Origin of the sequence: Micromonospora qiuiae (assembly GCF_016863555.1) — a bacterium.
Lineage (GTDB): Bacteria > Actinomycetota > Actinomycetes > Mycobacteriales > Micromonosporaceae > Micromonospora > Micromonospora qiuiae.
On record NZ_BOPC01000047.1, the window covers coordinates 48,436 to 57,761 of the forward strand.

At 70.8% G+C, this 9,326-nt stretch carries 11 protein-coding genes; 10 read left to right on the forward strand and 1 reads right to left on the reverse strand.

Annotated elements, in window-relative coordinates:
* Window positions 1-157 precede the first annotated feature (157 nt).
* The 3 genes from ffh (at window position 158) to Vqi01_RS17675 (ending at window position 3,466) form a co-directional block, all read left to right on the forward strand.
* Entirely contained in the window at window positions 158-1,723 is a 1,566-nt protein-coding gene (gene ffh, locus Vqi01_RS17665) for a signal recognition particle protein (protein WP_204035903.1), read from the forward strand.
* Between the two features lie 66 nt (window positions 1,724-1,789).
* Entirely contained in the window at window positions 1,790-2,368 is a 579-nt protein-coding gene (locus tag Vqi01_RS17670; protein ID WP_204035904.1) for a Uma2 family endonuclease, read from the forward strand.
* 18 nt (window positions 2,369-2,386) lie between these two features.
* Window positions 2,387-3,466, forward strand: coding sequence for an amidohydrolase family protein (locus tag Vqi01_RS17675; RefSeq protein WP_204035905.1), 1,080 nt, complete (start codon window positions 2,387-2,389; stop codon window positions 3,464-3,466).
* On the opposite strand, the gene Vqi01_RS17680 is transcribed toward Vqi01_RS17675, so the two are convergent.
* The gene (locus Vqi01_RS17680; protein WP_204035906.1) at window positions 3,456-3,998 is read right to left on the reverse strand and encodes a hypothetical protein; all 543 of its coding nucleotides are present in this window, start codon (window positions 3,996-3,998) and stop codon (window positions 3,456-3,458) included. The genes Vqi01_RS17675 and Vqi01_RS17680 overlap by 11 nt on opposite strands.
* A 229-nt stretch (window positions 3,999-4,227) precedes the next feature.
* Between Vqi01_RS17680 and proS the strand changes: the two genes are divergently transcribed.
* The 7 genes from proS to rplS all read left to right on the forward strand — a co-directional run bounded on the left by proS (window position 4,228) and on the right by rplS (window position 9,218).
* A complete protein-coding gene (gene proS, locus Vqi01_RS17685) occupies window positions 4,228-5,634 on the forward strand; it encodes a proline--tRNA ligase (protein ID WP_204035907.1) in 1,407 nt (468 codons plus the stop codon).
* A gap of 117 nt (window positions 5,635-5,751) precedes the next feature.
* Window positions 5,752-6,399 carry a ribonuclease FAU-1 family protein gene (locus Vqi01_RS17690; protein ID WP_204035908.1) on the forward strand — a complete coding sequence of 216 codons (648 nt, stop codon included), beginning with the start codon at window positions 5,752-5,754 and terminating at the stop codon, window positions 6,397-6,399.
* 279 nt (window positions 6,400-6,678) lie between these two features.
* Complete coding sequence (rpsP, locus tag Vqi01_RS17695) at window positions 6,679-7,122, forward strand: 30S ribosomal protein S16 (protein ID WP_204035909.1); 444 nt, start codon at window positions 6,679-6,681, stop codon at window positions 7,120-7,122.
* A gap of 1 nt (window position 7,123) precedes the next feature.
* The gene (locus Vqi01_RS17700) at window positions 7,124-7,357 is read left to right on the forward strand and encodes an RNA-binding protein (RefSeq protein WP_137782272.1); all 234 of its coding nucleotides are present in this window, start codon (window positions 7,124-7,126) and stop codon (window positions 7,355-7,357) included.
* A 2-nt stretch (window positions 7,358-7,359) separates the two neighbouring features.
* A complete protein-coding gene (gene rimM / locus Vqi01_RS17705) occupies window positions 7,360-7,923 on the forward strand; it encodes a ribosome maturation factor RimM (protein ID WP_204035915.1) in 564 nt (187 codons plus the stop codon).
* 19 nt (window positions 7,924-7,942) lie between these two features.
* Window positions 7,943-8,716 carry a tRNA (guanosine(37)-N1)-methyltransferase TrmD gene (trmD, locus tag Vqi01_RS17710; RefSeq protein ID WP_204035910.1) on the forward strand — a complete coding sequence of 258 codons (774 nt, stop codon included), beginning with the start codon at window positions 7,943-7,945 and terminating at the stop codon, window positions 8,714-8,716.
* Between the two features lie 145 nt (window positions 8,717-8,861).
* On the forward strand, window positions 8,862-9,218 hold the full coding sequence (gene rplS, locus Vqi01_RS17715) for a 50S ribosomal protein L19 (protein ID WP_204035911.1): 357 nt from the start codon (window positions 8,862-8,864) through the stop codon (window positions 9,216-9,218).
* The last annotated feature ends 108 nt before the right edge of the window (window positions 9,219-9,326 follow it).

The following is a 9,326-nucleotide window of genomic DNA, read 5'->3' on the forward strand; positions in this document are numbered from 1 at the left end:
GGCCTGACCGTACGGCAGGTGGTGCTGCAGGTGCCCGAGTTTTTCGGGCGGCTGGCGCGGAGCGCGGCTGGGTGCGGCGGGCTACGCTAGCGATGGCTGGACACCTCTGTCCGGCCGCGTTCGTGCTCGCCGGGACACTGACAAACGGGATGTTCGTGTGTTTGACACCTTGAGTGACCGCCTCTCCGGGATCTTCACAAAGCTCCGCGGCAAGGGGCGCCTCACCGACGCCGACATCGACGCCACGGCGCGCGAGATCCGCCTCGCGCTGCTGGAGGCCGACGTCGCGCTGCCGGTCGTCAAGGGCTTCATCACCAACGTCAAGGAACGCGCCCGCGGCGCGGAGGTCTCCCAGGCGCTCAACCCGGCCCAGCAGATCATCAAGATCGTCAACGAGGAGCTGGTCGCCGTTCTCGGCGGCGAGTGGCGCCGGCTCCAGTTCGCCAAGCAGCCGCCGACCGTGATCATGCTTGCCGGCCTCCAGGGCTCCGGCAAGACCACCCTCGCCGGCAAGCTGGCCCGCTGGCTCAAGGCCCAGGGGCACCAGCCGATGCTGGTCGCCGCCGACCTCCAACGTCCCAATGCCGTCGGGCAGCTCCAGGTGCTCGGTGGCCGCGCCGGCGTCGAGGTGTACGCCCCGGAGCCCGGCAACGGCGTCGGCGATCCGGTGCAGGTGGCGAAGTCCTCGATCGAGCACGCCCGCCGGACAGCTCGGGACGTCGTCATCGTCGACACCGCCGGCCGGCTCGGTGTCGACACCGAGATGATGCAGCAGGCCGCCGACATCCGCGACGCGGTCGACCCGGACGAGGTCATCTTCGTCATCGACGCGATGGTCGGGCAGGACGCGGTACGCACCGCCGAGGCGTTCCGCGACGGCGTCGGCATCACCGGCGTGGTGCTCTCCAAGCTCGACGGCGACGCCCGGGGCGGTGCGGCGCTGTCGGTCCGGCAGGTGACCGGGCAGCCGATCCTGTTCGCCTCCACCGGCGAGAAGCTGGAGGACTTCGACGTCTTCCACCCCGACCGGATGGCCAGCCGGATCCTCGGCATGGGCGACGTCCTCACTCTGATCGAGCAGGCCGAGGCGGCCTTCGACACCGATCAGAAGGAGAAGATGACCGCCAAGCTGATGGGCGGCGAGCAGTTCACCCTGGAGGACTTCCTCGATCAGCTCATCGCGGTACGCCGGATGGGGCCGATCGCCAACGTGCTGGCCATGATGCCGGGCATGGGGCAGGTCAAGGACCAGCTCGCCGAGCTGGACGACAAGCACTTCGACCGGATCACCGCGATCATCCGGTCGATGACCCCGGCCGAACGCACCAACCCGAAGATCATCAACGGTTCCCGGCGGGCCCGCATCGCCAACGGCTCCGGCGTCACCGTGATGGACGTCAACCAGCTGCTCAACCGCTTCACCGACGCGCAGAAGATGATGAAGCAGATGGGCGGCATGATGGGCCTTCCGGGCGGCGGCCGACGCAAGGCCACCAAGAGCCCGAAGAACAAGCGCAAGGGCACGAAGGGCGGCCGGCCGCGCAGCGGCGCCGGCACCCGGGCGGCGCAGGGCGGGCTGCCCGGTGGCTTCCCGGGCGGCATGCCGCAGCTGCCACCGGGGCTGAGCCCGGAGGACCTGGCGGCCGGTCAGGGCCTCCCGCCGGGCTTCAAGCTTCCGAAGATCGACTTCAACAAGCTCGGCAAGGGCGACAAGCCCCGCTGAGCGTGTCGGTGACGGCGGGTGGTGTCGTCGGCGCTTAGGGTGATGCTGCCCCTGGAAGGAGGAGTCATGACCGTGGCGCCCATCCTGCCCGAGCGGTCGGAGTGGACGGTCGACGACCTCGGCGACCTGCCGGAGGACCTTCCGTACGAACTGATCAACGGAAGGTTGATCGTGCCGTCCCCCACCGCACTGCACCAAGATCTTTGTGTCGAGATCCTGCTCGCCCTCCGCGTCAACTGCCCGGCGGAATATCTGGTCAGTATCGACCTGTCAATGCGGGTGGACCGGCGTAACGAGCCGCGGCCCGACGTGGTGGCCATCCGGCGTGAGCACGCTGACCGCTCGCCGGTTCCGGTCGAGGACGCGCTGCTGGCCGTCGAGGTCATCTCGCCCACGTCGACCTTCCGCGACCTGTACGACAAGGCCAAGGTCTACGCCCATGCCGGCGTACGCACCTACTGGGTGGTCGACCCGCTGCACGAGAAGATGACCCTGACCGAGTACGCGCTCAGCCCCTCCGGCGAGTACGAGGTGGCCACCCACACCGAGGATCTCTTCGTCACCGAGCGGCCCTGGAAGGTGTCGGTCGACCTGCCGGCGCTGACCGCACGGCGGGCCGGGCTTCTCGCGCGCGACGGGCAGTGATCGGGTAGGACTGTGCGCATGGCTCTGCATGTGCGCGGTGTGCTTCTGCCGGACGACGAGGTCCGGGATCTGTGGTTGGTCGGCGACCGGGTCACCTTCGAACCGGTACCCGGCGCCGAGACGGTCGCGGACGGCGGGTTCGTCCTGCCCGGCCTGGTCGACGCGCACTGCCACATCGGCATCGCCCGGGGCGGTGCCCCGATCACCTCGCTGGACCAGGCGCGCGCGTTGGCCCGTACCGACCGGGACGCGGGCGTACTCGCGATCCGGGACGCCGGCTCGCCCTTCCCGTACCCCGAACTGGACGACGAAGCCGACCTGCCGCGCCTGCTCCGCGCCGGGCGGCACGTCGCCCCGCCGAAGCGGTACCTGCGCAACATCGGTGTGGAGGTCGGCGCGGCCGAGGTGGCGGCGACCGTGGCGGAGCAGGCCGCCGCCGGCAACGGCTGGGTGAAGTTGGTCGGGGACTGGATCGACCGGGGCGTCGGTGACCTGGCGCCGGCCTGGGACGCCGACACGATGAGCGCTGCCGTCGCCGCCGCGCACGCCGCCGGGGTACGCGCCGCCGTGCACACCTTCAGCGAGTCGGCTGTGGAGATCATGGTGCGGGCCGGGGTGGACTCGGTCGAGCACGGCACCGGGCTGAGCCTGGACCTGATCGACCTGATGGCCCGGCAGGGCACCGCGTTGATCCCCACGATGATCAACATCCGTACCTTCGGTCATATCGCCGATCAGGCCCGAGCCAAGTTCCCCGGGTACGCCGACCACATGCTCGCCCTGCGCGACCGCTTCCCCGAGGTGGTGCGGGCCGCGTACGAGGCCGGAGTGCCCATCTACGTCGGAACGGACGCCGGCGGCGGCATCGACCACGGCCTCGCCGCCGAGGAGATGCTCCTGCTGCACGAGCAGGCCGGCATGTCCCGGATGGACGTGCTCGCCGCCGCCTCCTGGCGCGCCCGAGAGTGGCTGGGCCTCCCCGGCCTGGTCGAGGGCGGCCTGGCCGACCTGGCCATCTATCCCGACGACCCCCGCCGGGACCTGCGGCTGGTCCGCGAGCCGGCCCGCATCGTCCTGCGCGGACGGGTCATCCGCTGACCTGGCGTACGTCGAGCTGGTACTGCGCTTCGACCCAGAGTTGCTGATCGTCGGTGCCGCCGAAGCTGAGTTGATGCGCTCCGGGCGATGGTGGTGGCACCAGGCACCACAGGCCCCAGCAGGAGACCTGCATCGGCCACGGCCAGGCGGTGACGACGTTGTTGAAGAAGCCCCGGACCGGGAACGAGGCGGGTGAACCCACCGAGTGCAGCGGCAGCTGCGCGCCGTCGAGCTGAGCGAATCCGGTGGCCTTCGCCCACGGCTCGGCCGGCTCCGCGGTGCGACCCGCCTCCCACCAGCAGAAGGCCGGGAAGAACAGCGGCCGCCCGGCCGGCGCCACGCACTGCCGGGTCACCGCGCCGCCCAATGTGCCGGCCAGGAACCAGACGTCGTCGGGCTGGTGGCGCCCCGCGTGCCGACCGGTGCGGTCCTCGATCGGGTTGTTCGGCTGCCGGTGGGCGGCCACCCAGCGCACCCAGCGGACGACCAGCTCGGCCAGATCCGACCCCGAGCCCGGGTCATCGGAATACATGGCAGCGGATGCTAGTGCTGCCCCACCCGCCCGCGCCGCCCCGGCCCACCCCCTGACCGCCCCGCCCACCCCGTGACCGCCCCGCGATCTTGCACTTTTCGTCGCCGCAAATCACCCCACAAGTGTCTTTTCGGCGACCAGAACTGCAAGATCGGCGCGGTGGGGCGGCGGGCGGGGTGGGCGGGGTGGGCAGGGGCGGGGGAGGGGAGTGGGCATAGGATGTGCGGTCATGGCGCGCGTGCTCACTCCCCGGGCGGAGGACTTTCCCCGCTGGTACCAGGATCTGATCGCCAAGGCGAAGCTGGCCGACAACGGGCCGGTGCGGGGGACCATGGTGATCCGACCGGCCGGCTATGCCATCTGGGAGCGGATGCAGGCCGAGATGGACGACCGGATCAAGGCGGCCGGCGCGGAGAACGCGTACTTCCCGCTGTTCATTCCGGAGAGCTACCTCAAGCGTGAGGCCGAGCACGTCGAGGGCTTCTCGCCGGAGCTGGCGGTGGTCACCCACGGCGGCGGCAAGCAGTTGGCCGAGCCGGTCGTGGTGCGCCCCACCAGCGAGACGGTCATCGGCGAGTTCATGGCCAAGTGGATCGACTCGTACCGCGACCTGCCGCTGCTGCTCAACCAGTGGGCCAACGTGGTCCGCTGGGAGCTGCGCCCGCGGGTGTTCCTGCGCACCAGCGAGTTCCTCTGGCAGGAGGGACACACCGCGCACGCCACCCGCGAAGACGCCCGTGCCTACGCCCGCAAGATTCTGCACGAGGCGTACGAGGACCTGATGGTGGGCGTGCTCGGCATCCCGGTGGTGGTCGGGCTCAAGACCGCCCGGGAGCGTTTCGCCGGGGCGACCGCCACCTACACCTGCGAAGGCATGATGGGTGACGGCAAGGCGCTCCAGCTCGGCACCAGCCACGAGCTGGGGCAGAACTTCGCCAAGGCGTTCGACATCAGCTATTCCTCCGCCGAGGGCGGCCGGGAGCATGCCTGGACCACCTCCTGGGGCACCTCGACCCGGATGCTCGGCGGCCTGATCATGTGCCACGGCGACGACAACGGGCTGCGGGTGCCGCCGAAGCTGGCGCCGGTGCAGGCGTACGTCATGGTGGTCAAGGACGGCGAGGGCGTCACCGAGGCGGCGGCCAAGCTGCGCGACGCGCTGCGGGACGCCGGGGTCCGGGTCGCGCTCGACGACCGCACCGACACCCCGTTCGGCCGCCGGGCCGTCGACGCCGAGCTGCGCGGCTACCCGGTACGCGTCGAGGTCGGCCCCCGCGACCTGGCCACCGGCAACGCGGTCGTGGTCCGGCGTACCGACGGCTCGAAGGCCCCCACGCCGGTGGCCGACGTGGTGGGCGCGGTGCTCGCCGCCCTGGACGCCGACCAGCGGGCCCTGCACGACCAGGCGCTCGCCTTCCGCCAGTCGCGTACGGTCGACGTGGCGACCCTGGACGAGGCGATCGAGGCGGCGGCCACCGGCTGGGCCCGGGTGCCGTGGTCGGCAGTCGGCGTCGAGGGCGAGGCGAAGGCCAACGGCCAGGGCGTCAGCGTCCGCTGCCTGCTGCGCGCCGACGGCTCGGTTCCCGACACCGAGGACGAGCCTGACCTCACCGCCATCCTCGCCCGCGCCTACTGAGATGCAAGGAAGGGCCCCTTCTTAACGCCTCCGGTAGAGAAAGGGCCCCTTCTTAACACCTGCGGCGGCGAGATGCCGCGAGGCCGCGCGGTGTTCGCGGACCGGTAGGGTCGGTGCGTGAGATTCGAGCCGGGGCGGTTGATCGTGCACCGCAACGTGCGGCAGGGACGCATCGGTTGGGTCCGATCGGCCCGGGTGGTCAGCGACGACGAGCGCGGCCTGCTGCTCTGGGTGGCCGAGGGGTCACCGGTGGCCAGTGAGGTGACCGAGGCCGGGTTGGGCATGCGTGCCGTTCCATTCAGCGAATGGATCACGTCGACCTACCGCCTCGCCGAGGGCCGGTGGCACGGCCCCCCGTTGCTGAAGTTCCTGCCCGCCGACGCGCCTCATTCCGTCTGGTGGTTCCGGGACGCGCGGGGGCACTTCGCCGGCTGGTACGTCAACCTGGAGGAACCCGGCGTCCGGTGGGACGACGGCGAGCTGGCCGGGGTCGACATGGTGGATCAGGACCTCGACGTGTGGGTGCGACCGGACCGCAGCTGGGAGTGGAAGGACGAGGAGGAGTTCGTCGAGCGGCTGGCCTTTCCGGAGCACTACTGGGTGACCGACGAGGCCGCCGTGTGGTCCGAGGGAAAGCGGGTGATCGCCCTCGTGGAGGCCGGCGAGTTCCCGTTCGACGGCACCTGGTGCGAGTTCGTCCCACCAGCGGAGTGGACCACGCCCGAGCGGCTGCCGGAGGGCTGGGACCGCCCGCCCGTACGCTGAAGCCGGTTGTGTCCGCGCTCACCTTCCGGTCATCACGAGCTCTTCCACGCCTGCAACTGAGGACATCGGATGAACCGCCGCCGGTCCGGTGTGAGAGATCTCGGGTGGATCTGGCAGAATGGCTCGCTGGTATCCGGCGTGTGCCCGGCGCCCTCTAACCCGGGCACGTCGCCAGTCCACCCGAGTGGTCTCCGGCCCAACCCCACTGTGCCGGTTGGCGCTCACCCGTGCACACCGCCCCTGTCGGGCTGGTGAGATCGCAACAGGAGCGAAACAACTGTGGCCGTAAAGATCCGGCTCCTGCGGATGGGCAAGATCCGCAACCCGCAGTACCGTATCGTCGTCGCCGACTCGCGCACCAAGCGCGACGGCCGGGCGATCGAGTTCGTCGGGATCTACCAGCCGAAGGAAGATCCTTCGGTGATCGAGGTCAAGTCGGAGCGGGTCCAGTACTGGCTGTCCGTCGGCGCCCAGCCGAGCGAGGCGGTGCAGCGGCTGCTGGAGCTGACCGGTGACTGGCAGAAGTTCAAGGGCCTGCCGGCTCCGCCGCCGCTGAAGGTGGCACCCGAGCGGGCCGACCGCACGGCCGCCTACGAGGCCGAGGCGAAGGCCGCCGCGGGCGTGGCCGACACCCCGGCCAAGCCGGCGAAGAAGGCCGCCAAGGTCGAGGCCGAGGCGCCGAAGGCCGAGGAGCCGGCCGCGGACTCCGGCGAGCAGGCCTGACATGGAACTGCGGCCGGCGCTGGAGCACCTGGTCAAGGGCATCGTCGATCACCCCGACGACGTACGCGTCCGGATGGTCGACTCGCGGCGGGGCAAGCGGCTGGAGGTCCGGGTGCACCCCGAGGACCTGGGCACCGTGATCGGGCGGTCCGGCCGGACCGCCAAGGCGTTGCGCCAGGTGATCGGCTCCATCGGTGGGCGCGGCGTACGCGTCGACATCGTCGACTCGTACTGATGCTGCTCATCGTCGGCCGGATCGGCAAGCCGCACGGCATCCGCGGTGAAGTCACCGTGGAGGTGCGTACCGACGAGCCCGAGGCGCGGTTCGCCCCCGGCATGGTGTTGCGCACCATGTCGGGGGCGAACGCCGGACGCGGCGCACCACCCCCGGCCGCCGGTCCCGGCGTGCCGTTCCAGGTGCCCGACGAGTTGACCGTGGAGGCCGCCCGCTGGCACCAGGGGCGGATGCTGGTCGCCTTCGAGGGGGTGCTGGACCGCGACGTCGCGGAGGCGCTGCGCGGCACCCTGGTCGCGGTGAACAGCGCTGACGTGACTCCGCCGGAGGATCCGGAGGAGTTCCACGACCACCAGCTGATCGGGCTGGCGGTGGTCACCCCGGACGGCGAACGCCTCGGCGAGGTGGCCCGGATCGACCACGCTCCCGCCTCCGACCTGCTGGTGCTGCGTCGCCCCGAGGGGCGTACCGCGCTGATCCCGTTCGTCAAGGCGATCGTTCCCGAGGTCGATCTCGCCGGTGGCCGGGTGGTGGTCGACCCGCCCGGCGGCCTGCTCGACCTCTAGATCCGCGGAGCAACCCCTGATGCGCGTCGACATCGTGTCGATCTTCCCGGAGTACTTCGCCCCGCTGGAGCTGTCGCTGATCGGCAAGGCTCGGACCAGCGGCACCCTGCGGTTGAACGTCCACGATCTGCGTAGTTGGACCCATGACGTGCACCGCACCGTCGACGACACCCCGTACGGCGGTGGGCCCGGCATGGTGATGCGGCCCGAGCCGTGGGGCGAGGCGTTGGACGCCCTGGCCCCGCCGGAGTTGACCCCGCCCCGGCTGCTGGTGCCGTCGCCGGCCGGCGTGCCGTTCACCCAGGCGCTGGCGTACGAACTGGCCGCCGAGCCGCACCTGCTCTTCGCCTGTGGCCGGTACGAGGGCATCGATCAACGGGTGCTCGATCACGCGGGCACCCGGATGCCGGTGACCGAGGTCAGCCTCGGCGACTACGTGCTCTTCGGCGGCGAGGTGGCGGTGCTGGTGATCCTGGAGGGGGTGACCCGCCTGCTGCCCGGTGTGCTCGGCAACGCCGGCTCGCTGGAGGAGGAGTCGCACGCGCACGGGCTGCTGGAAGCGCCGATGTACACCAAGCCGGCGACCTGGCGCGGGCTGGACGTGCCCGAGGTGCTCCGCTCCGGCGATCATGGCCGGATCGCCCGCTGGCGCCGGGACCAGGCGCTGACCCGTACCGGTCATCGCCGTCCCGACATGCTGGCCGCGCTCGACCCGCAGGGCTTGGACAAACGGGACGTGACGGCGTTGGAGCGGGCCGGATTGCAGGTGCCTGGGACGGATGTGGCAGAGTAGAGGGGTTGCCGCAGTCGTGCACGCCGTGGACGGCTGCGAGGATCCCTGACCGGGGTCGGTTCGTCGCCGGCCACCACTCGGGGATCAGTATCACCCATCCGCGCGCCGACTGACGGTGCGCCGTGAGCCTCACGAGGACGCAGCGATGAACATCCTGGACGCCCTTGACGCCCAGTCCAAGCGCACCGACCTGTCCGCCTTCCGCGCCGGTGACACCGTCAAGGTGCACGCCCGGGTCGTCGAAGGCAACCGGTCCCGGGTCCAGATCTTCCAGGGCGTCGTCATCCGCCGTCAGGGTGCTGGACTGCGCGAGACCTTCACCGTCCGCAAGCTCAGCTTCGGCGTTGGCGTCGAGCGGACCTACCCGGTCAACAGCCCGGTGATCGACCGGATCGAGGTCGTGACCCGCGGTGACGTCCGCCGCGCCAAGCTCTACTACCTGCGTGAGCTGCGGGGCAAGAAGGCCAAGATCAAGGAGCTGCGCGAGAAGCAGCCGAGCTGACCTCGCTCTGCGCCACGCCGCCTGAGCTGCGCGTATGTCGTGCTGGCCAGATCGCACTACCCTGGTCGTACGGGCGCAGCGCGGCGGCGACCCGCCTGGTGTGGCGGG

Excerpts from the sequence above, each read along its gene's own strand:
- Vqi01_RS17670 (WP_204035904.1), top strand. The coding sequence starts at position 1,790 with ATGACCGTGGCGCCCATCCTGCCCGAGCGGTCGGAGTGGACGGTCGAC.
- Vqi01_RS17675 (WP_204035905.1), top strand. The coding sequence starts at position 2,387 with ATGGCTCTGCATGTGCGCGGTGTGCTTCTGCCGGACGACGAGGTCCGG.
- Vqi01_RS17680 (WP_204035906.1), bottom strand. The coding sequence starts at position 3,998 with ATGTATTCCGATGACCCGGGCTCGGGGTCGGATCTGGCCGAGCTGGTC.
- proS (WP_204035907.1), top strand. The coding sequence starts at position 4,228 with ATGGCGCGCGTGCTCACTCCCCGGGCGGAGGACTTTCCCCGCTGGTAC.
- Vqi01_RS17700 (WP_137782272.1), top strand. The coding sequence starts at position 7,124 with ATGGAACTGCGGCCGGCGCTGGAGCACCTGGTCAAGGGCATCGTCGAT.
- trmD (WP_204035910.1), top strand. The coding sequence starts at position 7,943 with ATGCGCGTCGACATCGTGTCGATCTTCCCGGAGTACTTCGCCCCGCTG.
- rplS (WP_204035911.1), top strand. The coding sequence starts at position 8,862 with ATGAACATCCTGGACGCCCTTGACGCCCAGTCCAAGCGCACCGACCTG.